Origin of the sequence: Thauera carbonicopians, assembly GCF_025699485.1 — a bacterium.
In the GTDB taxonomy this organism is placed as follows: domain Bacteria; phylum Pseudomonadota; class Gammaproteobacteria; order Burkholderiales; family Rhodocyclaceae; genus Thauera.
This window is the reverse complement of the sequence record NZ_JANUXN010000025.1, coordinates 1-24,400: the sequence shown is the minus strand read 5'-3', so window position 1 is coordinate 24,400 and position 24,400 is coordinate 1. Positions and strand designations below refer to the sequence as shown.

Genomic DNA, 24,400 nt, shown 5'->3' with positions numbered 1-24,400 from the left:
CGCCCCAAACTGTTGAAGTGGATGCGCATGGCAGGTCTTCTGGCTCTCGGGTCCTCGTCTTGCGCCAGCCTTCCCGGAATCCATCCAGTGGCATGGGGGGCGCAGGACTCGCCGATTACAGCTGCGGGGGCAGCTCCGGAATTCGCGCGCAGGGGCGCGGCACCGGATTCCCTTTTCATACCCGCCGACGTCGGCAGGCAACCATGGGCGAGCAGGATTATCTGCCTTCGCCGCCTCGGCGGCAAGGTGGATGCGGACAAGCCGGGCGGGCTTGAATAAATCAGTGTTTGCTAATATATTCGCGCCATGAATGCCCGTCCGGCTTTGCGCTGGCGGGCACCTTCTTCGACCCGTTCATCCGAGCTGTTTTCGACGCCATGACCATCGACTGGGCAAACTTCACTCCGGGCACGGCGCTCGCCGGCGGCGCGCTGCTCGGCTTCGCGGCGGTGCTGCTGCTGGTGTTCAACGGCCGCATTGCCGGCATCAGCGGCATTGCGGGCGGCTTGCTGCAAGCTGGCGCGCGCGGCGACAAGGCCTGGCGGCTGGCCTTCGTGCTCGGCCTGGTTGCCGCGCCGGTGCTGTACCGGGTGTTTGCCGCGTTGCCCGAGATCAGCATCGAGGCCGACTGGCTGGTGCTGGTGGTTGCGGGGCTGCTGGTCGGCTTCGGTTCGCGCTACGGTTCGGGCTGCACCAGCGGCCATGGCGTGTGCGGCCTGTCGCGGCTGTCGCCGCGTTCGCTGGTGGCGACGCTGACTTTCATGGCGGCCGGCTTTGCCGCGGTGTATGTCGTCCGCCACCTGCTGGCCTGAGAGGTGGTGATGAAAACGATCGTCGCTTTCCTCGTCGGCCTGCTGTTCGGCATCGGCCTGATCGTCGCCGGCATGAGCAACCCGGCCAAGGTGCTGGGTTTCCTCGATCTGGCCGGCGCCTGGGATCCGTCGCTGGCGCTGGTGATGGGCGCTGCGGTGGCGGTGGGCATGGCGGGCTTCGCCGTGGCGCGCAGGCGCAAGGTTTCGCTGCTCGGCGAACCGATGCAGATTCCCGCCAGTCGCGCCATCGACCGTCCGCTGGTGATCGGCAGTGCGCTGTTCGGCATCGGCTGGGGGCTGGCCGGCATCTGCCCGGGGCCGGCGCTGACCTTGCTGGGCACGGGCGCGCCCAAGGGCGTGGTCTTCGTGCTGGCGATGTTCGCCGGCATGGCGCTGTTCTCGCTGCTTCAGCGCCGGAACTGATCGGCACCCGCCCGGTGGCGGGCAATGGGTGCCAAGGCGGGCTTCAGGGCGCCAGCCGCTGCCGCTGCCAGCTGCCGTCGTCCTGCAGGCGGTAGGCGATGCGGTCGTGCAGGCGCGATGCGCGGCCCTGCCAGAATTCCCAGTAGTCGGGCACCAGGCGGTAGCCGCCCCAGTGCGGCGGGCGGGGCGGATGGAGACCGAACTTGAGCCCATAGTCGGCCGCGCGCGCCACGATCGCGCCGCGCCCGTCGATGACCTCGCTCTGCGGCGAGGCCCAGGCGCCGATCCGGCTGCCGAGTGGCCGGCTGGCGAAATAGCGGTCGGATTCCTCGTCCGAGACCTTTTCCACCCGGCCTTCGATGCGCACCACGCGCTCCATCTCCACCCAATGGAACTGCAGCGCGGCAAAGGGGTGGGCCTCCAGCTCGCGGCCCTTGCGGCTGCGGTAGTTGGTGTACCAGACGATGCCGTGCGCGTCGTAGTCCTTGATCAGCACGATGCGCGTCGATGGGCGGCCGTTTTCGCCCACGGTGGCGACGGTCATTGCATTGGGTTCGGGTACGCCGCGGGCGAGGGCTTCCGACAGCCAGCCCTCGAATTGCCGCAAGGGTTCGCTGGCCGATTCGTGCTCGTCCAATGCGCCCTGCTCGTAATTCTTGCGCAGGTCCGACAGGGGGATTCGACTGCTCATGCCCGATCTCCGAGCTCGTGAATGAAGCCGGGCCGGCCAGAGGGGCCGCCGGAAGGGCGGGATTGTACGCCGGAGCGGGCGTGCCACCGCCCGAATGCTGGATAATCGCCTCTCTTCAGACCAAACAGGCGCCGCCCGGTCACGCAGGCCGGGCGGCATCCGCCGACATGACTCATGCCATCGCCGCCCCTTCGCCCGCAGCCGCCGGCCGCGCGCGCCGCCAGTGGCTGCGCTTCGTGCTGCCGCTGCTCGCGCTGTCCGTGCTGATCGGTGCCATCGGTGCCGTCGGCTACCGCTATCTGGGCGACGAGATCCGGCGCGAGACGCACCGCACGCTGGCCGTCGTCGCCGAGCAGAAGCGCCAGCATATCGAAGACTGGCTGCACAAGGCGCAGGTCGATGCCGAGCTTTACTTCTCCGGACATTCGCAGCTCGAAACCCTGTTCGGCCGCTGGCTGGACGGTGGGCGCCAGGACGGCGAGGCGCTGGCGCGCATGCAGGAGCTGATGCGGGAAGCGATCGGCGCGCGCGGCTGGGCCGGCGTCGCGCTGATCGATGCCGATGGCGAGCAGGCTTTCGCCGTCGGCGATGCCGATGGCGGGGCGCATGCCGAAGCCATCGCTGAGGTGCTGCGCGCGCCGCGCGTGGTGCTGGTCGATCTCTACCTCAGTGCACAGGGCGAGGCGCGCTACGGCGTGCTGGCACCGGTCGGCCGGCCCGGCACGACGCCGCGCGGCGTCGCCTACCTGACCTGGCGCGCCGACGAGACGCTGTTCCCGATGGTCGAAGCTTGGCCGGTGCCGACCCTGTCGGCGGAAACCTATCTGGTGCGCCGGGACGGCGCCGGCGTGCGTTTCCTGACGCCGCTGCGCCACCAGGAGGGCACGGCGCTGGTGCTGACGCTGCCGCTGGACGACACCACGGTGCCGGCGGTGCGGGCGGCACAGGGGGAATCCGGCATCCTCGCCGGCGGGCGCGATTATCGCGGGGTGCCGGTGCTGGCCTATGCCGCAGCGGTCGGCGGCACGCCCTGGCTGATGCTGGCCGAGATCGACGAGCGCGAAGCCTATGCCGGCATCCGCACCATGAGCTGGGCGACGGCGCTGGCGACGGCGCTGGGCCTGCTGCTGGTGTATTCGGCCGGCTACCTGCTGTGGCGGCGCGACCTGCAGCGGCAGGAACTGGCCGCGCTGCATGCGCAGCGCGCCGCCGAGGCGCGTTTCCGGGTGGTCTTCGAGCAGGCGCCGCTGGGCGTGATGCTGCTCGATTCGCGGAGCGGCCGCATCACCGAAGCGAACCAGCGCTTTGCCGACATCGTCGGCCGCAGCGCGGCGGAGCTGGCCGGTCTGAGCCCGCTCGCCTTCACCCACCCCGACGACATCGAGCCGAGCACCGCCCAGCTCGCCCGGCTGGGTGCCGGCGAGATTACCGGCTACAGCCTGATCAAGCGCTACCTGCGTCCCGACGCTTCGGTGGTATGGGTGAGCCTGAGCTTTGCCCCGGTTCAGGTCGAGAACGAGCAGGCGCCGCGCCATCTCGGCATGGTCGAGGACATCACCGCGCGCAAGGAAATGGAAGAGCGGCTGCGCGTCAGCGAAGCCCGCCACCGCCAGTTGGCGGACGAAGCGGCGGCGGCGAATGCCGCCAAGAGCGAGTTCCTCGCCCACATGAGCCACGAGATCCGCACGCCGATGAACGCGGTGCTCGGCCTCGCCCAGGTGCTGACGCGCGAGCCGCTGTCGGGCGATCAGCGCGACATGGTGGAGCGGATCCGCAGCGCCGGCCAGTCGCTGCTTGCCATCCTCAACGATGTGCTCGATCTGTCGAAGATCGAGGCCGGCCAGTTGCGCATCGAGCCGCACACCTTCGATCTGGCCGTGCTGCTGGCGAACCTGGACAGCCTGATGAGCCCGGAAGCGCACCGCAAGGGGCTGGCGCTGCGGGTGCAGATGCCTGCGCCGCCGCCCGGCCTGCTGCGGGGCGATGGCCTGCGGTTGGAGCAGGTGCTGTTCAACCTGGTCGGCAACGCGATCAAGTTCACCGGGCGCGGCGAAGTCGCGCTGAAGGCGGGCGTGCTCGAAACGGATGCGGAACGGTTGCGCCTGCGTTTCGAAGTGCGCGACACCGGCATCGGCATCGCGCCCGAGGCGATCGGGCGGCTGTTCACGCCCTTCAGCCAGGCCGACGCCGGCATCGGGCGGCGTTTCGGCGGCACCGGCCTGGGGCTGTCGATCTGCAAGCGCCTTGTCGAACTGATGGGTGGCACGATCGGCGTCGATAGCCAGCCCGGTATCGGCAGCACCTTCTGGTTCGAGCTGCCGTTGCAGCGGGCGGCCGAAGGCGAAGCGCCGGCATCCGCCGCGGCGAGGCCGGCGGCGCCCGCCGGGCCGCGGCTGCAGGGCGCACAGGTGCTGGTTGTGGACGACAGCGCGATGAACCGCGACCTGGCCGAACGTGCGCTGGCGCTGGAAGGCGCCGCTGCCACGCTGGCGGCCGACGGCCAGCAGGCGCTGCAGTTGCTGAAAGCCCGGCCCGACGGCTTCGACGCGGTGCTGATGGACGTGCAGATGCCGGTGATGGACGGCCTCAGCGCCATGCGCGCGATCCGGTGCGAACCGGGCCTTGCCGCTCTGCCGCTGATCGCCTTCACTGCCGGCGTCAACGATGCCCAGCGGGCTGCGGCACTCGACGCCGGCGCCGACGACGTCCTGGCCAAGCCGATGGATCTGGATGAGATGGCGGCATTGCTGGCGCGCTGGATCGGCTCGAAAGCAGCGCGGACGGGCCCGGTCCCAACGGGTTCGGCTTGTCTGCCCACCGGCATGTGCCTGCCGGCGGAGGCGGGAGAGGAGGCGGATGTGGCCGCGGAAGCCTTCCCCGCCATTCCCGGCATCGACCGCGAGCGCGCTGCGCAGCGCTTGGGGCGCGACCGATCGATGTTCGTCGGCCTGCTCGAGCTCTTCATCGAGGACAATGCCGACGCCGCCGAACGGGCGCGCCGGGAACTGGCCGCAGGCGAGCGCGAAGCCGCTGCCCGGCGCATGCACACGCTGCGCAGCAACGCCGGCTTCATCTGCGCGATGGAGCTGATGGAGGAAGCGGGTGTGCTGGAGAAGGCGATCGAGCAGGGCGAGCCCGACCTCGATGCACGGCTGGCGGCGCTGGGCGAACGCATCGCGGCGCTGATCGAGGCCAGTGCGCCCTGGCGCTGAACCCGGCGGCTGCCGGAACGCCGGCCGGTACGCAACCGCGGGGCGACTCGCGGATAATGGCCGCCCCCGACCCACTTTCTTCCCAGCAGGAGCCGACCATGGAAAAGATTGTCTTTCTCGACCGCGACACGCTGGCACCGCAGATCCGCGTGCGCAGCCCCGGCTTCGCCCACGACTACGTGGAACATGCGCGCACGGCGCCCGCCGAACTGGTCGAGCGCCTGAACGGGGCGACGATCGCGATCACCAACAAGGTGCCGCTGCCCGGTGAGGTGCTCGAGCAACTGCCTTCGCTGCGCATGGTCGCGGTGGCGGCGACCGGCACCGACCAGGTCGACAAGGCCGCCTGCCAGCGCCTCGGCATCGCGGTGGCCAACATCCGCGGCTACTCGGTGAATTCGGTGCCCGAGCACACTTTCGCGCTGCTGCTGGCGCTGCGGCGTAACCTCGTGGCCTATCGCGACGACGTGCTCGCGGGGGAATGGCAGAAGTCCGGCCAGTTCTGCTTCTTCAACCATCCGATCCGCGACCTCAACGGCGCCCGCCTGGGCATCATCGGCGAAGGCGACCTGGGCCAGCGTGTCGCCGGCATCGCGCGCGCCTTCGGCATGCAGCCGCTGTTCGCCGCCCGCAAGGGCAAGGCGGGTTGGGGCAGGCTGTACACGCCGTGGGAAGAAGTGCTGGCGAGCAGCGACATCATCACTTTGCACTGCCCGCTGACGCCGGCGACGCGCGGCATGATCGGGCTGGCGGAATTCCGCGCGATGCAGCGCAAGCCGCTGCTGATCAACACCGCGCGCGGCGGCCTGGTGGACGAGCATGCGCTGGTGCAGGCGCTGGACGAAGGCCTGATCAGCGGCGCGGGCTTCGATGTCGCCGACGGCGAACCGCCGGCGGCCGACAGCCCGATGATGCAGATCGCCGGCCGTCCCAACGTGATCCTGACCCCGCACGTGGCCTGGGCATCGGACGAGTCGCAGCAGACGCTGGCCGATCAGTTGATCGACAACATCGAGAACTTCGTCGCCGGCAAGCCGAGCAACTTGGTGCAGGCAGTCTGAGCGCCTGCCGCGTTTCAGCCCGGCGCCGGGGCTGCCGAAGGCTGCTCCTCGACGGCGGATGCGGCTACGGGCTTTCAGTGCTCGTCGTCGGGGGAGCCGTGGCCGGCGGCCGTGTCGCCGGCAAAGAAGCGTCCTTCCAGCTCCTCCAGCCCCAGCGTCTGCAGCATCTCCCGCAGGCGTTCGGCGGCCCGGCGGCGCGGCAGGTTCCTGTAGCTGGCGATGATGAGCTCGTTCTTCATCGAGTGCTCCCAGCCCACCAGTTCGGTGACGCTGAGCTGGTAGCCGTGCGATTCGAGCTGCAGGCAGCGCAGCACGTTGGTGGCGTGGCTGCCGAACTCGCGCGTGTGGATGGGGTGGCGCCAGAGTTCTGCAAGCGGGTTCTGCAGCGCCTGCTGCTTGTTCTTGCGCAGCGCGGCGGCGACTTCGGCCTGGCAGCAGGGCACCAGCACGATGAAGCGGGCCTGCTTCTCCAGCGCGAAGCGGATCGCGTCGTCGGTGGCGGTATTGCAGGCGTGCAGCGCGGTGACGATGTCGATCCGGCCGGGCAGGCGCTCCGAGCCGATCGATTCGGCCACGCTCAGGTTGTGGAAGCGCATGCCGCCGGAAAAGCCCAGCTTGTCGGCCAGCCGGCGCGAGCTCATGACCAGTTCGTCGCGCGTCTCGATGCCGTGGATGCGGCCGGCCGGCGCGTGCTGCTTGAAGAACAGGTCGTACAGGATGAAGCCGAGATAGGACTTGCCCGCGCCGTGGTCGACGAGCTGGATGTCGGGCCGTTCGGTCAGCGCCTCGGCCAGCAGCGGCTCGATGAACTGGTACAGGTGATAGACCTGCTTGAGCTTGCGCCGGCTGTCCTGGTTCAGCTTGCCGTCGCGGGTCAGGATGTGGAGCTGCTTGAGCAGTTCGATCGACTGTTCCGGGCGGATTTCGGGGTGTTGGACGGTCATGGGCGGACTGGGGGCGGTCGAGACGGTGGATGGGAAGGGATTATGCCCCCGACGATGGCGGTGGTACCGCGGGGTATGGGTTATAAATGGGGCCCGCAATCAGATCGATGCAATCTACCGAGGAGATGCCGCCGATGTCTGAACACGAGCAAGCCAGTACCGTCCGTCTCGAGCGCGAAGGAAGCATTGCCTTCATCACCCTCGATCGCCCGGCCTCGCGCAACAGCCTGGATCTGCTGATGGGGCGTGCGCTGCGTGATGCGGCGCGGGCGCTGGCTGCCGAGCCGCCGCGGGTGGCCGTGCTGCGCAGCAGCAGCGCTCATTTCATGGTCGGCGGCGACGTCCGCCGCTTCGATAGCTTGCTCGAGCAGTCGCAGGCGGCCTGCGCCGACGAGATCGGCCAACTGATCGATGCCGTGCATGAGACCGTCACCCTTCTGACCCAGCTGCCCTGCCCGGTGGTGGGGCTGGTGGGCGGCTCCGCGGCAGGCTTCGGCATGTCGCTGGCCATGGCCTGCGATCTGCTGGTGGCGGCCGAGGACGCACGCTTCGTGCTGGCCTACAGCGCCATCGGCACCACGCCGGACGGTGGCGCGAGCTGGCATCTGCCGCGCCGCGTCGGTCTGCAGCGCGCGCTGGCGATCGCGCTGCTGAATCCTCAGGTCGATGCGGCACAGGCGAAGGAGATCGGCCTGGCGGCCGAGGTGGTGCCGGTGGCGCAACTGGCCGAGGCCGGGCTGGCGCTGGCGCGCCGGCTGGCCGAAGGGCCGGCTGCGGCCCAGGCCGGCATCAAGCGTCTGCTGCGCGAAGGGCTCGACACCGACCTGGCGACGGCGCTCGATGCCGAGAAGGCGAGCTTCCTGGCGATGTCGGCGACGCCGGACTTCGCCGAGGGTGTGCGCGCCTTCTGCGAGCGGCGGCCGGCGAACTTTGGCCGGGCACCCGGCTGAGGATGTTCAGCCGCACCTGCCGGGTGGGTTTGCGCCCGGCACGGATGGCTTCGAATTTCGGCCCCGAGACATCGTTTCATGGCTGCCCGCGGCCAAGGCCGGGGACGCGCCACAGTCTGCTCACTGCCTGATGTCGCTCCATTCGGCCGCGGTCAGTGCCTGCAGTTGCGCCGGACTCAGCGGGAACACCGAGAAAGGCGTGCCGGCGGCGGCCCACAGCCGGGTGAAGCGCTGCAGCTCCGTGTCGAGCAGCAGCTTCACCGGCCGGGCATGGCCGACCGGCGAGACGCCGCCGATGGCGTAGCCGGTCGCTTCGCGCACGAAATCGGCGTCGGCGCGGCCGATCTTCTCGCCGACCAGGGCCGCGACCTTGGCTTCGCTGACACGGTTGTCGCCGCTGGCGACGACGACGACCGCCTGGCCGCTTTCCTTGCCGCGGAACACCACCGACTTGGCGATCTCGGCCACGCTGCAGCCGATGGCCGCGGCGGCTTCGGCGCTACTGCGGGTGGGCTGCTCGAATTCGACGACCTGCGTCGTCACGCCGGCATCGGCGAGGTATTGCTGGGTGCGGAGGGCTGTGGGGTGCTGGGCGGGCTTCATGTAATGCGCAGGGAGTGATTGGCGAAAGCGTGCAAGAATAAGGCGAAACGCCACGCCTTTCAGCCGCCTGGCCGATCGGCGTGAGCCGCATCCTGCTTTTGCGCGTCCGGCCGGCGTTCTCGATTGCCCAGGTCGGAATCCTCGATCCATTCGCGCCACACGGCCATCAGCACCGCCAGCACCACCGGCCCGAGGAACAGGCCGACGAGGCCGAAGGCGGCGAGGCCGCCGAGCACGCCGAACATCACCAGCACGAAGGGAATGCGGGTGGCGTTGCTGATCACCAGCGGGCGCACCAGGTTGTCGACCCAGCTCACCACCAGCGCGCCCCACAGCAGCAGGCCGATGCCGGCCACGGTGTCGCCGCTGATCAGCAGCCAGGCGCCGATCGAACCCCAGGCGACCGGCGTGCCGAAGGGAATCATGGCGATCAGCGCGGTGACCGCGCCGAGCAGCACCGGCGCCGACACCCCTGCCCACCAGTAGCCCAGGCCGGCGACCAAGCCCTGCGCCAGCGCGGTGGCGACCAGCCCCCAGACCACGGCCTTGGTCATCGAACCCACGGCCGCGAGGTAGTCGTCCACCCGCGCGCCGAGGAAGCGCTGCAGCACCTGATGCACCTGCTGCAACAGGCGTTCGCCGTCGCGATAGAGGAAGAACACGGTGATCAGCGCGAAGCCGAGCTTGGCCGCGTTGCGGCCGACGTCGCCGATCAGCGCCACGGCCTTGTCGGCGCCCTGGCGCACCCAGTCGGTCAACTGGGTGCGGAAAGCTTCGGGATCGTGCGTCAGCTCGTCGAGCATCTGCTGGAGACTGTCGCCGATCCACGGCAGATTGAGGACGAAGTCGGGCAGGGCCAGCGTGCCGTGGCGGATTTCGGCGGTGATGGCGGCGATCGCCAGCCCGAGTTCGTTGCGTAGCAGGCTGGCCAGCCACAATACCGGCAGCACCACCGCGGTGCTCAGCAGCAGGCTCATCAACAGCGCGGCCAGGCCCGGATGGCGCGGCATGCGCCGCTGCAGCCGGCGGTGGAGCGGCCAGGTCGCGTAGGCGATGATGACCGCCCAGGCGACCGGCACGATGAAGGGCTGCAGTACCGCATAGCCGAGCACCAGCAGCCCGCCGAGCAGCAGGCCGAGGATGATGCGGCGGACGATTTTCTCGGCGACCTGGTCGATCATCTGGGTTCCATGAAAAGCTCGATCGTGAAGAGGCGACCGGCGCGTGCAGCGCTGGCCGTCGTCCTTGCCGTCTCCGGACGAGGTGTCGGATGATGCGGAGACAATTGCGACATTACATGCTTCCCGCGGTACCCGCATCCGCGCCGCCGGGGGAAGGCGAAGGGTATCGGCAGAGACGACGGGAGAACGATGATGGTGGGTGCGCCGATGGATTCGGGCAGGCATTCCAGGAACTGGTTTGCGCAGGGGGGCGAAGCTTATGCGCGCTTCAGGCCGACCTACCCGCCGGAACTCGCGTGCTTTCTGGCAGGCCTCGTTCCGGGCCGGCAACTGGCGGTCGATGTCGGCTGCGGTAGCGGGCAGCTGACCGGCCTGCTCGGCGAGCATTTCGGCAAGGTGCTGGGCCTCGACCCCAGCGCGGCGCAGCTCGCCCATGCCGCACCGCATCCGCGGGTCGAATATGCCTGCGCGCCCGCCGAGCGCCTGCCGGTCGCCGACCACAGCGCGAGCCTGATCACCGTGGCGCAGGCAGCGCACTGGTTCGATCTGCCGCGCTTTTATGCCGAAGTGCGCCGGATCGCTGCCCCGGGAGCCGTCCTGGCGCTGATCAGCTACGGTGTGCCGTGCCTGGACGAGGAACTGAACGTGCGTTTCGGGCACTTCTACGCGGATGAAATCGGCCCGTTCTGGCCGGCCGAGCGCAAGCTGGTCGACGGCGGGTACGCGGATCTGCCTTTCCCTGTCGACGAACAGGCCGCGCCAGCGATGGAGATCCGCGCAGCCTGGAAGCTGGAAGAACTGCTCGGCTACATCTCGACCTGGTCCGCCGTCCGCAAGGCACGCGAGGCCGGGCACGAGAAGCTGCTGGGCACGTTCGCCGCCGATCTTGCCGCGCTGTGGGGAGATCCAGCGCGGCGTCGGGACATTCGCTGGCCGATCAAGCTTGTAAGCCTTCCGGATGCCAGGGTCGTACATCATCGTCGATTTCCCGGCAGCCTTGCGTCATGGGGAGGGACATCGAGCCATTGCGTGAATGCATGCAGGTTCGGGGCGTGTCGGCTTTCTTTACACCGGTGCACGGGGCCGAGGCGGGTGGAAGTGTCGAGGGCCAAGTAATACAAAGACATATGCCGTACCGGGTCTCCGGGAATGAAATTTGCATCATCTGCCGTCGCGCAGGTTGCCGCCGTCGCGGTGTTGCCGGCGTCGCCAGATCGACCCTTCGTGAGTGAGCCCCCGGACATGAACCTCGTAAACAAAGTCTCCCAAACCGCCGTCGTTTCGGCATTTGCCCTTTTTGCGCTCGGGACGATGCCCGCTGCCGCGCATGCAGTCGTGCTGCAGATCGATGCCGGCCAGAGTTCGGTCACCTATTCGCCGGGCGGCTTCCTGCTGTGCGATCCGGACGGCAACTGCGGCTCCGTGCCGCCACCGCAGACTTTCGCGCTCTCCGGCAGCTTCGACCTGCAGCAGGAAACCGTCTTCGTGACCACATCCTTCTTTCCGCCCGATGGCTACGAACGGGAGCAGATCCGCTTCGATTCATCCGCCATCGACAGTGGTGGCGCGTCGGCGCTCGGGTTTGCCTTTCCTGGCTACTTCGCCGTCCTGACGGGGCTGGATTTTGCGGCGAGCGAAGATCCCTGCTCGTGGTTCCCGTCGACGGGAGCCTGCTCGTCGCAGGGACCCCTCGGCAGCTATGATGGCACTTTCGACGGTACGACGCTGTCGATGACCGGCACCGACTATGCGGAGGACGATGCTGTCCCCGGTACGTTCAGCTTCACCCTCGTCGCGCGGGCGGTCCAGGTCGGCAGCGTACCTGAACCGGGCACGCTCGCTTGCCTTGCGACGGGCTTGCTCGGGCTGGGTGTGATGCGGAGGCGTGCCGGAGCGTCCTTCCGTTGATGGTCGCAGGAGGGGGGCCAGGAACGCTTGCGCCTCGTTCCGTTGCGGTGCGGAATCCCTTCTCGGCGCTGTGAGCGGAGATTTCAGGCGATCGTGCGTGCGCCTGCGAACTCCCCCGGCGTCGCGCCGAAATGCTCGCGGAAGCTGGCGATGAAGGCCGACACCGAATCGTAGCCGCAGGCAATGGCGACGTCGGTGACCCGCTCGCCTGCCTCCAGCATCGGCAAGGCGCTGATCAGGCGCAGGCGTTGTCGCCAGCGGCGGAAGCTCAGGCCGGTGTGGGTGCGGAACAGCCTTGCCAGCGTGCGCTCCGAGCAGCCCAGACGCCGTGCCCAGACGGCCAGCCCGTCGCGTGAGTCGGGTTCCGCCTCGAAGGCTTCGCATATTCGGCGCAGGCGTGGCTCCTGCGGCAGCGGCAGCATCAGGCCGAGCGCGGGAGCGCCTGCGACCTGATCGAGCAGGACGGCCGCGAGCCGCCCGCCAGGGCCGTCTTCTTCGTATTCGGCCGGCAATTCACCGAAGGCGCGAACAAGTTCGCGCAGCAGCGGGCTGACCGCGAGCACGCGGCAGCCGCCTTGCGAGTCGGGCAGGGCAGAGGGCTCGATGTAGAGGCTGCGGATCACGGTGTCCTCCGAGCCGCGCACCTGATGCACGACCCCGGCGGGAATCCACACGGCACGCTGCGGCGGCGCGATGAAGCGGCCCGCGTCGGTGCGCACGTCGAGCACGCCGACCGTGGCATGGGCGAACTGGATCCACGGATGGGCGTGGGGGTAGCCGAGCGCGCGGTTGGTCAGCGATTCGGCATGGCCATAGATCGGCCGCGGCAGGCGGGTGAGTGTAGCGAGATCTTCCGGAGGGCAGGGCGGCATGTCCGGTCAGCGACATTGATCGTTCGATTGGCGTTAGTCGGCAGTATCGCCAGCCGTTAGGCTTGCACGCAAGCATGCCGTGTGTCCGATCCCGGGCCTGCTGCTCTCCCGACCCCACCACCCTGCCGAACAAAAAATGAAATTCCTGCAACTGCTGTTCGATCGCTTTACCCTCATTCTGATCGTCGTCGTCGCGTTCGCCACGATCCTGCCGCCGCAGGGCCGGTACGTGGCTTTCTTCGACGGCCTGACGCACGCCGGAATCGCGCTGCTGTTCTTCCTGCACGGCGCGCGCCTGTCGCGCCGCGCGATCATCGACGGCGCGATGCACTGGCGCCTGCACCTGCTGGTCTTCCTATGTACCTTCGCGCTCTTCCCGCTGCTCGGCCTGGCGCTGCAGCCGCTGATGAAGCCGCTGCTGGGCGACGCGCTGTGGCTCGGCATGCTCTATCTGTGCCTGCTGCCGGGCACGGTGCAGTCGGCGATCGCCTTCACCTCGATCGCACGCGGCAACGTGCCGGCCGCTGTGTGCGCGGCATCGGCATCGAGCCTGGTGGGCATCGTGGTCACGCCGCTGCTGGCCGGCCTGGTGCTCGGCAGCACCGGCGCCGGCATGCCGCTGGGCGAGTCGATCCTGAAGATCGGCGTCCAACTGCTGCTGCCTTTCGTCGCCGGGCATGCGCTGCGGCCGTGGATCGGCGCCTGGGTGGCGCAGCAGCAGCGCTGGCTGCGCTACGTCGATCAGGGTTCGATCCTGCTGGTGGTGTATACCGCTTTCGGCGCGGCGGTGCTGGAAGGGCTGTGGCGCACCGTCCCGGTTCCGGCGCTGGCGCTGCTGACGGCGTGCTGCATCGTGCTGCTCGTACTGATCCTCGCCGCCACCACCTGGCTTGCCCGCCGACTCGGCTTCAATACCGAGGATGAGATCACGATCGTCTTCTGCGGCTCGAAGAAGAGCATGGCGACCGGCGTGCCGATGGCCCAGGTTCTGTTCGCCAGTTCGACCGTGGGCCTGGCGATCCTGCCGCTGATGGTGTTCCACCAGATCCAGTTGATGGTGTGCGCGGTGATGGCTCGGCGCTATGCGGAGCGCAATGAGGGCGAGGTCAAGGCTATTTGTAATACTTGAATAGAAAATATTGCTGGCCGCGCAGATGCCTGCCGGCTGGGCGATGATGTCGCCGACGCGCAGCAATCGCCTTCGGCGCTCGGCTTTGCATCCAGCTCTCGAATGGTACCGGTCGGGACGCGCCCGGTCGGCCTGCTGCGCGGATGGGATTGTCATCAGGCAGCAAGGGCAAGCATGGTCGATAGAGGTTTCTCCAAACCACAGGCCGTATTGTCGGTCTTCGATGCCGTCACGATCATGGTCGGGCTGGTGGTGGGCGTCGGCATCTTCAGGGCGCCATCCATCGTCGCCGCCAGCGTCAGCAGCGAATGGATGTTCATCGCCGTCTGGCTCGCAGGCGGCCTGATCATTCTGGTCGGCGCGCTGTGCTATGCGGAGCTCGCTGCCGCGCATCCGCATGCGGGCGGGGAGTATCACTTCCTTTCGCGCGCCTATGGCCGTCCGGTCGCGATGCTGTTCGGCTGGGCGAGATGCACGGTCATTCAGACCGGCGCGATCGCGGGCGTGGCCTTCGTGCTCGGCGATTACCTGGCTCAGATCCTGCCCTTGGGCGAGTACGGGCCTGCGTTGTATGCGGCGCTGGCGGTGGTCGTTTTCACCGGTGTGAATGTGCTCGGCACGATGCAGGGCAAACGGCTTCAGGTGCTGGTCACGTTTCTGGAGATCGGCGCAGTCGCGGCCATCATCCTCTTCGGCCTGCTCGGCACCGGGGAGGCCCCGGACATGACCGCCGTGGCCGTGGAGCCGGAAACGGCCGCACTGGGGATGGCGATGATCTTCGTGCTGCTGACCTACGGCGGCTGGAACGAAGCCGCTTATCTCACCGGGGAGCTCAGGGACGCCAGGCGCAACGTCGCCAGGGTGCTGGTGCTGGGGTCCCTGATCCTGGCGGCGCTGTATACGCTGACCAATCTGGCGCTGCTGTCCGTCCTGGGACTCGACGGGCTGAGAACATCCGATGCGGTTGCCGCCGACATGATGCGCGTGGTTGCGGGGCCGACGGGCGAGATGATCGTTAGCCTCGCCATCGTGGTGGCCGCCATTTCCACGCTGAACGCCACCATCTTCACCGGCTCCCGCGTCTTCTATGTCATGGGGCGCGACTTGACGGTGCTGCGATGGATCGGCGTCTGGCGCGGGCGGGGGACGACGCCCGCCAATGCCCAGATCGCGCAGGCTGCGCTGTCCCTCGCCTTGATCGCCATGGGCGCGGTGACACGCGACGGCTTCAAGGCGATGGTCGACTACACCGCGCCCGTTTTCTGGGGCTTCCTCTTCCTGGTCGGCGTGGCGCTGTTCGTCCTGCGCCGGCGCGAACCCGGCAGGCGGCTGCCGTACCGCGTACCGCTCTATCCGCTGACGCCTTTGCTCTTCTGCCTGACCTGTCTGTACATGCTCCACGCCAGCATTGCCTATACCGGCTTCGCAGCGCTGATCGGCCTGATGGTCCTGGCCGCGGGGCTGCCGATCCTGCTGTTCCAGCGCCGGGAAGAAGCTTCCGGGCTTTCCGGCGATGCAGCGGCGACCGATGTCGAACGAGCCCCCATAGGAGAACGACGATGAAAGTACTGCGTGGATTCCTCATCGCCGCCGTGGCTTCCACCGTGGCATTCGGCGGTACGGCCGTCCGGGCGGAGAGCGGCACTCGGCCAGCAGCGAAAGCTTACGCTCCGAAGCTAGGGCAAGCCGGCAAGGACGTGGTCTGGCTCCCCACGTCGCAGGCGCTGGTGAACCGCATGCTGGACATGGCGCAGCTCACGCCGCAGGACCGCCTGGTCGATCTGGGCTCCGGCGATGGCAGGATGGTGATCACTGCCGCCAAACGCGGCGCGACGGCCCGGGGAATCGAATTCAACCCCGACCTGGTGGCGCTGGCCAGGCGGCAGGCGGAGGCGGAAGGCGTCGCAGCGCGGGCCACTTTCGAGCAGGCGGACATCTTCCAGTCCGACTTCTCGGAGGCTACGGTCGTCACGCTGTTTCTGCTGCCGACCCTGAACGTGAAGCTGCGTCCGATCCTGCTGGACATGCCGCCGGGCACCAGAATCGTCGCCAACTCCTTCGACATGGGGGACTGGCTGCCGGACGAGACGGATCAGGTGACCGAAGGTTGCGAATCGTATTGCTACGCGCTGAAGTGGACCGTTCCGGCCAAGGTCGCCGGAACCTGGGAGATCGGTGGCAGGCGGCTCGAACTGACCCAGAACTTCCAGACCTTCGACGGCGTGTTGCACGATGGCACTTCGGCGCGTCCGCTCAGCAATGGGCGCCTTGCCGGTGCGCAAGTCCGGTTCTATATAGGAAACGATTTGTACATCGGGGAGGTCGACGGCGACCGGATGCGAGGGATGGTCAACGGATTGCGGCCCTGGGAGGCGACGATCCGCCACAGGGTGCAGTAAGGCATCGTCAGCGGCAATGCTGCGCCTGGTGGATCTCGGGCCGTGCCAGCCCGGGCTGATCATCGTCGACCGCTTGTGCGAGAGCAGTCCCGAAATGAAAACGCCCAGCCGGAAAAGGCTGGGCGCTGAAATTTGGTGGTGATGGGCGGAATCGAACCGCCGACCTACGGGTTATGAATCCGTCGCTCTAACCGTCTGAGCTACATCACCAACAGAGCGCGCAAATATAGCGGGTCGAGCGGGAGGGCGTCAATAGGCGTAGTCTGCGCGATCGTGGGCCGCGATAGCGGCCGTGTCGTGCCGCCGTACCTTTTCTTTCTGCGTAGCGGTTGATTTATAAAGGGTTTTGCGTTGACATGGCGCTCTCCATGGGTGAAAATCCCAAGCTTGTTCACGTAGCCTGCCGGTCATTGCCGGCTGACGTTTTGCGCAAGATTCCCTTCTCACTTCTGCTGCTGTCGCTGGCTGGGGCGCCCGGTTCGGCGGCGCACGCCGCGCCATCGCGGGCGTTTCCGGAAGATGCCCGCAAGACCACGATGACCTTCGCCTCCGCGGGCACCGTGCTGGTCGACGACCAGCCGGCCGCGCTGAGCCCGGGCGCGCAGATCCGCAACACCTACAACCGCATCGTGCTGCCTTCGCACATCCGGGGCGAATACAAGGTGCGCGTCAAGTTCGACAAGCATGGGCAAGTGCATCGGGTGTGGATCCTCACGCCCGAAGAAGCTGCCGTTCCCGACCCCAAGCGCTAGCGTCATCGCAGTGACGCCGTGACTGAATTTCCTCGATGAAGAAACTCTACATCCGCACCTTCGGGTGCCAGATGAACGAGTACGACTCCGACAAGATGGCGGACGTGCTCGCGGCCGGCGAAGAGCTGGTCAAGACCGACAACCCCGAAGAAGCGGATGTGATCCTGTTCAACACCTGCTCGGTGCGCGAGAAGGCGCAGGAGCGGGTGTTCCACGATCTCGGCCGTGTGCGGCTGCTGAAGCAGACACGGCCCGACCTGATCATCGGCGTGGGCGGCTGTGTGGCGAGCCAGGAAGGCGAGGCCATCGTCAAGCGCGCGCCTTACGTGGACGTGGTGTTCGGCCCGCAGACCCTGCACCGGCTGCCGAAGCTGATCGAGGCGCGCCGCCGCACCGGCCGCTCGCAGGTCGATATTTCCTTCCCCGAGATCGAGAAGTTCGACGCCATGCCGCCGGCGCGGGTCGAAGGCGCCAGCGCCTTCGTGTCGATCATGGAAGGCTGTTCCAAGTACTGCACCTTCTGTGTCGTGCCCTATACCCGCGGCGAGGAAGTGTCGCGCCCGCTCGACGACATCCTGACCGAGATCGCCGGCCTGACCGCGCAGGGCGTCAAGGAAGTGACCCTGCTCGGCCAGAACGTCAATGCCTGGCGCGGCGAACTGGTGCGCGAAGCGGGCGAGGAGGGCGACTTCGCCTTCCTGCTCGAATGCGTGGCGGAAATGCCCGGCATCGAGCGCATCCGCTATACCACCTCGCACCCGCGCGAGATGACGCAGCGCCTGATCGACTGCTACGCCACCATCCCCAAGTTGGTGTCGCAACTGCATCTGCCGGTGCAGTCCGGGTCGGATCGGGTGCTGGCGGCGATGAAGCGCGGCTATTCGGTGCTGGAGTTCAAGTCGGTGGTGCGCAAGCTGCGCGCGGCGCGGCCGGACCTGTCGCTGACCTCGGATTTCATCGTCGGCTTTCCGGGCGAAACCGAGGCGGACTTCGACAAGACCATGAAGCTGATCGACGACATCGGCTTCGACGGTTCCTTCAGCTTCGTCTACAGCGCCCGCCCCGGCACGCCGGCGGCCGATCTCGAAGACACGGTGCCGCAGGAGACCAAGCTCGCCTGGCTGGCGCGGCTGCAGAAGCGCATCGACGAGCAGTACCAGACCAACAGCCAGGCCATGGTCGGCAGCGTGCAGCGCATCCTGGTCGAAGGCGCGGCGCGCAAGAACGCCGACGAGGAGCTGATGGGCCGCACCGACAACAACCGCGTGGTCAACTTCGCCGCGCCTTCGCTGAACCGCGGCCGCCTGATCGACCAGTTCATCGACGTGCGCATCACCGCCGCCCTGCCGCACAGCCTGCGCGGCGAGATCATCACCCGGGAATCCTGAATGGCGAAAACCCTGGATGTCTTCTTCGAGCCGGCGGACAACGCCCGGCTCGCCAAGCTTTGTGGCGCGCTCGACGAGAACCTGCGCCAGATCGAGAACTCCTTCGACATCACCATCGCCCGCCGCGGCGAGCAGTTCACGCTGAACGGCCATCCGGCCCAGGTGCTGCGCGGCGAGATGGCGCTGAAGCATTTCTACGAGCGGACCGAAAACGATCTGTCCTTCGACGAAGTCCAGCTCGGCCTGGTCGAGATCGCCAACCGCGGCGAAGCCACCGCGGCTTCGCCGGTGCTGATGACCCGCCGCAACGAACTGCACGGCCGTACGCCGCGCCAGGTGGAGTACCTGCGCAATATCCAGGAGCACGACATCACCTTCGGCATCGGCCCTGCCGGCACCGGCAAGACCTATCTGGCGGTGGCCTGCGCGGTCGATGCCTTCGAGCGCGAACTGGTCGAACGCATCGTGTTGACCCGCCCGGCGGTCGAGGCCGGCGAGCGCCTGGGTTTCCTGCCCGGCGACCTGGCGCAGAAAGTCGATCCCTACCTGCGGCCGCTGTACGACGCACTCTACGACCTGATGGGCTTCGAGCGCGTCGGCAAGCTGTTCGAGCGCAGCCTGATCGAGATCGCGCCGCTGGCCTTCATGCGCGGGCGCACGCTCAACAACGCCTTCATCATCCTCGACGAGGCGCAGAACACCACGCCCGAGCAGATGAAGATGTTCCTCACCCGCATCGGTTTCGGTGCCAAGGCGGTGGTCACCGGCGACCTCACCCAGGTCGACCTGGTGCGCGGCCAGCGCAGCGGCCTGAAGGAGGCCCAGCAGGTGCTGGCCGGCGTGCGCGGCATCGCTTTCACCGAATTCCGCAAGGAAGATGTCGTCCGTCATCCGCTTGTCGCACGCATCGTCGAAGCTTACGACAATGAGGCCGCCCGCCTGGAGCGCGCGAAGGCGGCGGCCGGTGCCCAAGCCAAGGACGAGGAAGACAAGGATGCCGAAAGCGGCGAACGAAAAAATGGGTAGGAGCAGGATTCTTGCGGTCGATGCCGACGGCAGGACGACGCGGATCAAGGCCGAGCGCCTGGAGATCGAGCTGGGCGACGGCCGCCGCCTGCTGCTGAGCCTGCCCGGGGAGCCCTGGGGCGATCTGGAGATCGAAGCCGACTGCGCCGGCGAGGATGTCGTGCCGCTGCTGTCGCTGCAGCCCGCGGCCTGCAACGTGCTGACGCTGCGGGTGGATCTGCAGCACGACCTGCTGCCGGTCGAGGAAGCCGAGCCGATCGATCTGCCGCAAGGCGACAGTCCGCCGGTGTTGAAGCTGGCCGTGCAGAAGGCGGTCGAAGGCGTCGACAAGGCCAACGCACCCAAGAAGCACGCCATCCGCCGCTGGGCGCAGGCCGCCCTGCTGCGCGATGCCGAAGTCACCGTGCGGCTGGTGGGCGAGGCCGAAGGGCGCGAACTGAACCGCGGTTTCCGCGGCAAGGACTACGCCACCAACGTGCTCACCTTCGTCTATGGTGAAGGTGAGGCGATGCCCGCTGCGTGCGCGGGTGGCGATGGGCCGCTGACCGGCGACCTGGTGCTGTGCGTGCCGGTGGTGGTGCGCGAGGCAGCCGAGCAGGGCAAGACGCTGGAAGCGCATTTCGCCCATCTGGTGGTGCATGGTATGTTGCACCTTCAGGGCCACGACCACGAGATCGAGGTCGATGCCCTGGAAATGGAAAAACTCGAGACGGATATCCTCGGTGGCCTCGGCTACGCCGATCCCTATGCCTGACTGCATGCCGGGCGATGGCGGGTCGGCAGGCGCCGCCCGCGGAACCGCCATCCACCGACATGGATAGTCCTGGAAAACCTTCATTCATCGAGCGCGTCGCCGCGCTGCTGTCGCGTGAGCCGGAAGACCGCGACGACCTCTTCGCCCTGCTGCAAGCCGCTTTCGAGCGCGACCTGCTCGACGCCGACGCCTTGTCGATCATTGAAGGCGCGCTGCAGGTTGCCGACATGCAGGCCCACGACGTCATGGTGCCGCGCGCGCAGATGGATTGCGTGTGCCTCGACAGCCCGGTCGAAGAGATCGCCGGCTTCGTCGTCGATACCGGGCATTCGCGCTTTCCGGTGATCGGCGGCGGCAAGGACGACATCGTCGGCATCCTGCTGGCCAAGGACCTGCTGCGCCATTTCGCCGGACGCGAGTTCGACCTGCCCGGCCTGCTGCGGCCGGCGGTCTTCATTCCCGAATCCAAGCGCCTCAACGTGCTGCTGCGCGAATTCCGCGCCAGCCACAACCACATGGCGATCGTCGTCGATGAATACGGCGGCGTCGCCGGCCTGGTGACCATCGAGGACGTGCTGGAACAGATCGTCGGCGAGATCGAGGACGAGCACGATCTCGACGACAGCGGCGACAACATCCGCCTGGCCTACAACGGCCGCTACCGCGTCAAGGCCACCACCGCCATCGAGGACTTCAACAAGGCGTTCTCGACGGCGTTCTGCGACGACGAATACGAGACCGTCGGCGGCCTGCTGATGCGCCGCTTCGGCCGCCTGCCGCAGCGCGGCGACACCGTCGAACTGGCTGGGCTGCGCTTCCAGGTGCTGCGCGCCGACACCCGGCGGCTGCACTCGGTGCTAGTCGAAGTGTTGCCGCCGCCTTCGTCGTCGCCAGAAGCCGGAGCGACGGACGCCTGATGCGGACTCGCCTGGTATTCGCCCTGCTGGCGGGCGCGGCCAGCGTGCTGGCGTTCGAGCCGTTCGGCTGGTTTCCGCTGATGTTCGCCAGCCTTGCCGTGCTGGCGGGCCTGCTGGCACGCGCCGGGCGGACGCGCGACGGCTTCCTGATCGGCTTCGCCTGGGGCTGGGGCGCTTTCATCGCCGGCGTGTCCTGGCTGTATGTCGCGCTCGAGCGCTATGGCGGCATGCCGGCGCCGCTGGCCGGGCTGGCGATTGCACTGTTCTGCGCCTATCTCGCGCTGTACCCGGCGCTGGCAGGAGCGCTGTTCGTGCGGCTGCGCGGCCCGGGAGTACTTTCCGCCGCGGCCGTGTTCGGTGCGCTCTGGCTGCTCGCCGAATGGCTGCGCGGCGTAGCCCTGACTGGTTTCCCGTGGCTGGCCGTTGCTTATTCGCAGACGCCGCCCAGCCCGCTGGCGGGCTGGCTGCCGGTGCTCGGCATCTACGGCGTTGGCGGACTGCTGGCTTTCCTGTCCGCGCTGGCGGCGCTGACCGATTGGCGGAAGACGGCCCGGCGGCAGCGGCTCGGTGCCCTGGCCGTGGTGGTGGTCCTGCTGGCAGCCGGCGCAGGCTTGCGTGGCCAGGCCTGGACCACGGCTGCCGGCCAGCCTGTGGACATCGCGCTGGCGCAGACCAATTTCGACCAGAGCCTGAAATGGGATGCCGAACGCTTCACCGACGTGCTGCGCGACAATTTCGCCCTGGTGCGCGACGAGTTCACCCGCCCGGATCCGCCCGCCATCCTGGTGCTGCCCGAAACCACGCTGCCGACCCTGCTCGATCTGCTGCCCGAAGGCTATCTGGAAGCGCTGGCCGGCTTCGCCGCCGGTGCGGGCGGCGACCTGGTGCTCGGTGCCTTCCGCCGCGACGAGGCCGGACGCATCTACAACGCCGCGCTCAGCATCGGCAGTGCGCCGGTGCAGCACTACGCCAAGCAGCATCTGGTGCCTTTCGGCGAATACTCGCCACCGCTGTTCGGCTGGTTCTACCGTCTGGCCAGCATCCCGATGTCCGACCAGACCCGCGGCGCGTCCGACCAGCCGCCGATGGCGCTCGGCGGGCAGCGCATCGCGCTCAACATCTGCTACGAAGACCTGTTCGGCGCCGAGATCATCCGCACGCTGCCGCAGGCGACGCTGATGCTCAACATCTCCAACCTCGCCTGGTACGGCGACTCCTTCGCCCAGCCCCAGCATCTGCAGATCGCCCGCGCGCGCGCGCTGGAAACCGGCCGCCCCATGCTGCGCTCGACCAACACCGGCATGACCGCGCTGGTGCAGCCCGATGGCCGCGTGACGGATGTGCTGCCCGCGTTCGAGCGCGGTGTGCTGCGCGTCAGCGTGCAGGGCTACGAGGGCACGACGCCTTACGTCCGTTTCGGCAACGCTCCGGCGCTGCTCGCCGGCGTGCTGCTGCTGGTGCTCGCAATGTTGCGGCGTGCCGGATCCTTGCGCAGGTGATGGAGCTGCGGCTGATGTCATAATCCCGGTCTGCACATGACATTCCTCGCCGGCGCCGGCGCGCCGCCATCCAGATGAACGACAAATCCATCCGTATCGCCCTGTCCGTGGCCGCACTGGCCGCGATGCTGGCCGTGCCGCTGTCCGGCGTTTCGGCTGCCGATGCCGGCGACCAGGTGTCCGCGCCACGTCCGGCGCTGACGGTGAGCGTGGCCCGGCCCGAGCGCATGCAACTACCGCAGCGGCTGGTGGCCAACGGCGACGTCGCCGCCTGGCAGGAAGCCAGCGTCGGTGCGGCGATCGGCGGGCAGCGCCTGCTCGAAGTGCGGGCGGACGTGGGCGACGTGGTGCGTGCCGGCCAGGTGCTGGCGGTGTTCGACGACGAGATGCCGCGTGCCGAAGCTGAACAGGCGCGCGCGGTGCTGCTCGAAGCGGAAGCCGGTGCGGCGGAGGCCGCCGCCAATGCCGGACGCGCGCGTGCGCTGCGCGACAGCGGTGCGATGAGCGAACAGCAGGTGATGCAGTTCCTGACTGCCGAAAAGACTTCCACTGCCCGTATTGCTTCGGCGCGCGCGACGCTGGCGGCGCGCGAGCTGAACCTGCGCCACACCCGTGTGCTGGCGCCGGACGACGGTGTGATCTCGGCCCGCAGCGCGACCGTGGGCGCGGTGGTGGGCAATGGCACCGAACTGTTCCGCATGGTGCGCAAGAGCAGGCTGGAATGGCGCGCGCGGCTGACCGAGGCCGAGATCGGCCGCGTCCGTGCCGGCCAGACCGTGGCGCTGACGCTGGCCGACGGCAGCCGGCTGCACGGCAAGCTGCGCATGGTGGCGCCGACGGTCGATGCGCAGACGCGCTTCGGCCTCGTCTATGTCGATCTGCCGACACGTGGCGCCGAGGCCGGGCTGGCGAAGGCGGGCATGTTCGCGCGCGGCGAGTTCGAGCTGGGCCAGGCCGAGGCGCTGACCGTGCCGCAGCAGGCCGTGGTGGTGCGCGAGGCCTTCAGCTACGTGTTCAGCGTCGGCGAGGACAGCCGCGTCGCACAGTTGAAGGTAAGCACCGGCCGGCGCGCCGGCGACCGGGTCGAGATCCTCGATGGCCTGGCGGACGAGGCGAGGGTGGTGGTGGCCGGCGCGGGCTTCCTGAACGATGGTGATCTGGTGCGCGTGGCCGACTCTGCCGGCGCTCCGCCAGCCGGTGCGGCGGCGGCCACCACCCCGGCGGCGCGCTGAGGATCGCGGGCGATGAACGTTTCGGCGTGGTCCATCCGCAACCCGATTCCGGCGGCGATGCTGTTCGTGCTGCTCAGCTTTGCCGGCCTGCTGTCCTTCGGCGCGATGAAGATCCAGAACTTCCCCGACATCGACCTGCCGTCGGTGACGGTGTCGGCGGTGCTGCCGGGGGCGACGCCGTCGCAACTGGAGAACGACGTTGCGCGCAAGATCGAGGATTCGATCGCGACCCAGTCCGGGCTCAAGCACATCTACACCAAGGTGCAGGACGGCAGCGTGCTGATCACCGCCGAGTTCCGCCTGGAAAAGCCGGTGCAGGAGGCGGTGGACGACGTGCGTTCGGCGGTCGCCAGCGTGCGCGCCGACCTGCCGGGCGACCTGCGCGACCCGGTGGTGAACAAGGTCGATCTCGCCGGCACGCCGGTGCTGGCCTTCACCATCCGCTCGCCGCGCATGGACGACGAGGCGCTGTCGTGGTTCGTCGACCACGAGGTGTCGCGCAAGCTGCTGGCGGTGCGCGGCGTCGGTGCGGTCAACCGTGTCGGCGGGGGGGGGGGGGGGGGGGGGGGCGGGCGGGGGGGGGGGGGGGGGGGGGGGGGGGGGGGGGGGGGGGGGGGGGGGGGGGGGGGGGGGGGGGGGGGGGGGGG

Annotated in this window: 23 protein-coding genes, 1 tRNA gene and 1 riboswitch; of the genes, 18 read left to right on the top strand and 6 right to left on the bottom strand. The window is 68.2% G+C overall.

Annotated features, from left to right (window positions below; genetic code table 11):
- Window positions 1-12: 12 nt before the first annotated feature.
- Window positions 13-221: riboswitch (cobalamin riboswitch) on the bottom strand.
- A gap of 66 nt (window positions 222-287) precedes the next feature.
- Both NX068_RS19630 and NX068_RS19625 read left to right on the top strand, forming a co-directional pair.
- Window positions 288-812: a YeeE/YedE family protein gene (locus NX068_RS19630; RefSeq protein WP_263462906.1), complete on the top strand. Its 525-nt coding sequence runs from the start codon at window positions 288-290 to the stop codon at window positions 810-812.
- Between the two features lie 9 nt (window positions 813-821).
- A complete protein-coding gene (locus NX068_RS19625; protein WP_263462905.1) occupies window positions 822-1,235 on the top strand; it encodes a DUF6691 family protein in 414 nt (137 codons plus the stop codon).
- A 43-nt stretch (window positions 1,236-1,278) separates the two neighbouring features.
- Here NX068_RS19625 and pdxH read toward each other — a convergent pair whose 3' ends face one another.
- Window positions 1,279-1,926 (bottom strand): pyridoxamine 5'-phosphate oxidase, encoded by a 648-nt coding sequence (gene pdxH, locus NX068_RS19620; RefSeq protein WP_263462904.1) that lies wholly within the window; start codon window positions 1,924-1,926, stop codon window positions 1,279-1,281.
- 167 nt (window positions 1,927-2,093) lie between these two features.
- Between pdxH and NX068_RS19615 the strand changes: the two genes are divergently transcribed.
- Window positions 2,094-5,138, top strand: coding sequence for an ATP-binding protein (locus tag NX068_RS19615; protein ID WP_263462903.1), 3,045 nt, complete (start codon window positions 2,094-2,096; stop codon window positions 5,136-5,138).
- 98 nt (window positions 5,139-5,236) lie between these two features.
- Window positions 5,237-6,199 carry a D-2-hydroxyacid dehydrogenase gene (locus tag NX068_RS19610; protein ID WP_263462902.1) on the top strand — a complete coding sequence of 321 codons (963 nt, stop codon included), beginning with the start codon at window positions 5,237-5,239 and terminating at the stop codon, window positions 6,197-6,199.
- 74 nt (window positions 6,200-6,273) lie between these two features.
- On the opposite strand, the gene NX068_RS19605 is transcribed toward NX068_RS19610, so the two are convergent.
- A complete protein-coding gene (locus NX068_RS19605) occupies window positions 6,274-7,143 on the bottom strand; it encodes a class I SAM-dependent methyltransferase (RefSeq protein ID WP_263462901.1) in 870 nt (289 codons plus the stop codon).
- Between the two features lie 134 nt (window positions 7,144-7,277).
- Here NX068_RS19605 and NX068_RS19600 point away from each other — a divergent pair, with 134 nt between their 5' ends.
- Window positions 7,278-8,093, top strand: coding sequence for an enoyl-CoA hydratase/isomerase family protein (locus NX068_RS19600; RefSeq protein ID WP_263462900.1), 816 nt, complete (start codon window positions 7,278-7,280; stop codon window positions 8,091-8,093).
- A 120-nt stretch (window positions 8,094-8,213) separates the two neighbouring features.
- Here NX068_RS19600 and NX068_RS19595 read toward each other — a convergent pair whose 3' ends face one another.
- A complete protein-coding gene (locus NX068_RS19595; RefSeq protein ID WP_263462899.1) occupies window positions 8,214-8,696 on the bottom strand; it encodes a YbaK/EbsC family protein in 483 nt (160 codons plus the stop codon).
- A 59-nt stretch (window positions 8,697-8,755) separates the two neighbouring features.
- The gene (locus tag NX068_RS19590; protein ID WP_263462898.1) at window positions 8,756-9,877 is read right to left on the bottom strand and encodes an AI-2E family transporter; all 1,122 of its coding nucleotides are present in this window, start codon (window positions 9,875-9,877) and stop codon (window positions 8,756-8,758) included.
- Window positions 9,878-10,066: 189 nt separating this feature from the next.
- On the opposite strand from NX068_RS19590, the gene NX068_RS19585 reads away from it, so the two are divergent.
- Both NX068_RS19585 and NX068_RS19580 read left to right on the top strand, forming a co-directional pair.
- Complete coding sequence (locus NX068_RS19585) at window positions 10,067-10,993, top strand: class I SAM-dependent methyltransferase (RefSeq protein ID WP_263462897.1); 927 nt, start codon at window positions 10,067-10,069, stop codon at window positions 10,991-10,993.
- A 126-nt stretch (window positions 10,994-11,119) separates the two neighbouring features.
- Window positions 11,120-11,785, top strand: a complete 666-nt coding sequence (locus NX068_RS19580; RefSeq protein ID WP_263462896.1) for a PEP-CTERM sorting domain-containing protein — start codon at window positions 11,120-11,122, stop codon at window positions 11,783-11,785.
- Between the two features lie 83 nt (window positions 11,786-11,868).
- Here the strand turns inward: NX068_RS19580 and NX068_RS19575 are convergent, their stop codons facing one another.
- Complete coding sequence (locus NX068_RS19575; protein WP_263462895.1) at window positions 11,869-12,657, bottom strand: AraC family transcriptional regulator; 789 nt, start codon at window positions 12,655-12,657, stop codon at window positions 11,869-11,871.
- Between the two features lie 136 nt (window positions 12,658-12,793).
- Here NX068_RS19575 and NX068_RS19570 point away from each other — a divergent pair, with 136 nt between their 5' ends.
- From NX068_RS19570 to NX068_RS19560, 3 genes are all read left to right on the top strand, one after another.
- On the top strand, window positions 12,794-13,786 hold the full coding sequence (locus NX068_RS19570) for a bile acid:sodium symporter family protein (protein ID WP_263462894.1): 993 nt from the start codon (window positions 12,794-12,796) through the stop codon (window positions 13,784-13,786).
- 174 nt (window positions 13,787-13,960) lie between these two features.
- Complete coding sequence (locus NX068_RS19565; RefSeq protein ID WP_263462893.1) at window positions 13,961-15,349, top strand: APC family permease; 1,389 nt, start codon at window positions 13,961-13,963, stop codon at window positions 15,347-15,349.
- The gene (locus NX068_RS19560) at window positions 15,346-16,185 is read left to right on the top strand and encodes an SAM-dependent methyltransferase (protein ID WP_263462892.1); all 840 of its coding nucleotides are present in this window, start codon (window positions 15,346-15,348) and stop codon (window positions 16,183-16,185) included. The genes NX068_RS19565 and NX068_RS19560 overlap by 4 nt, the downstream gene beginning before the upstream one ends.
- A gap of 133 nt (window positions 16,186-16,318) precedes the next feature.
- On the opposite strand, the gene NX068_RS19555 is transcribed toward NX068_RS19560, so the two are convergent.
- A tRNA-Met gene (locus tag NX068_RS19555) sits at window positions 16,319-16,395 on the bottom strand.
- A gap of 215 nt (window positions 16,396-16,610) precedes the next feature.
- On the opposite strand from NX068_RS19555, the gene NX068_RS19550 reads away from it, so the two are divergent.
- From NX068_RS19550 to NX068_RS19515, 8 genes are all read left to right on the top strand, one after another.
- Window positions 16,611-16,937 (top strand): hypothetical protein, encoded by a 327-nt coding sequence (locus NX068_RS19550; RefSeq protein WP_263462891.1) that lies wholly within the window; start codon window positions 16,611-16,613, stop codon window positions 16,935-16,937.
- 35 nt (window positions 16,938-16,972) lie between these two features.
- Window positions 16,973-18,325: a tRNA (N6-isopentenyl adenosine(37)-C2)-methylthiotransferase MiaB gene (gene miaB, locus NX068_RS19545; RefSeq protein WP_263462890.1), complete on the top strand. Its 1,353-nt coding sequence runs from the start codon at window positions 16,973-16,975 to the stop codon at window positions 18,323-18,325.
- Entirely contained in the window at window positions 18,326-19,351 is a 1,026-nt protein-coding gene (locus tag NX068_RS19540) for a PhoH family protein (RefSeq protein WP_263462889.1), read from the top strand. It abuts the gene before it with no gap.
- Window positions 19,320-20,105, top strand: coding sequence for an rRNA maturation RNase YbeY (gene ybeY, locus NX068_RS19535; protein WP_263462888.1), 786 nt, complete (start codon window positions 19,320-19,322; stop codon window positions 20,103-20,105). Before NX068_RS19540 ends, ybeY begins: the two co-directional genes overlap by 32 nt.
- A gap of 59 nt (window positions 20,106-20,164) precedes the next feature.
- Window positions 20,165-21,022 (top strand): CorC family transporter, encoded by an 858-nt coding sequence (locus tag NX068_RS19530; protein WP_263462887.1) that lies wholly within the window; start codon window positions 20,165-20,167, stop codon window positions 21,020-21,022.
- A complete protein-coding gene (gene lnt, locus NX068_RS19525) occupies window positions 21,022-22,521 on the top strand; it encodes an apolipoprotein N-acyltransferase (RefSeq protein ID WP_263462886.1) in 1,500 nt (499 codons plus the stop codon). Before NX068_RS19530 ends, lnt begins: the two co-directional genes overlap by 1 nt.
- 74 nt (window positions 22,522-22,595) lie before the next feature.
- Window positions 22,596-23,753 (top strand): efflux RND transporter periplasmic adaptor subunit, encoded by a 1,158-nt coding sequence (locus tag NX068_RS19520; protein WP_263462885.1) that lies wholly within the window; start codon window positions 22,596-22,598, stop codon window positions 23,751-23,753.
- Between the two features lie 12 nt (window positions 23,754-23,765).
- Window positions 23,766-24,400: efflux RND transporter permease subunit (locus NX068_RS19515; protein WP_263462884.1), on the top strand; the 635-nt coding region annotated here is incomplete at its 3' end.